The sequence below is a fragment of the Saccharothrix sp. NRRL B-16314 genome, assembly GCF_000716595.1.
Taxonomy (GTDB): domain Bacteria; phylum Actinomycetota; class Actinomycetes; order Mycobacteriales; family Pseudonocardiaceae; genus Actinosynnema.
In genome coordinates, this window is sequence record NZ_JNXC01000169.1 from 1 (window position 1) to 355 (window position 355).

1 protein-coding gene is annotated in these 355 nt (G+C 75.5%); it reads right to left on the minus strand.

Annotated features, from left to right (window positions below; all coding sequences use genetic code 11):
- Positions 1-76: 76 nt before the first annotated feature.
- Positions 77-355, minus strand: a 279-nt coding sequence (locus OQ02_RS39525; protein WP_231500456.1) for a hypothetical protein, incomplete at its 5' end; no start/stop codon positions are given.

Consider the following 355-nt stretch of genomic DNA (forward strand, 5'->3'; position numbering starts at 1 on the left):
GGTGCTGCCCCCGGCGGCGGCGCTGCCCGCTTCCGGGCACCGCCCCGGGCCGTCCCTGACGTGGCCCTCCGCGCCGCTAGGCAGCCCTGAGGTCCGCCTGCGAGAGTTCGGCGCAGAGCTCGTCGAGTGTCCGGTCGTACAGCACGGACCGGTGCGCGAGCACGTTACGGGTGGTGACCAGGAGCCGGAGCAGGGCCGCGTCGCGCGGGGGCAGCGCGAGCGCTCCGCTGACGTGGGCGCGCAGCAGCTCGCCCACCTGGAGCTCCAGGAAGGCGCGTTCCGGATCGCCGCCGAGATAGGCGGGAGGACGGTCGGCGTAGTCGGCGACGAGGGTCGCCACCGGGCGGTTGAGGTG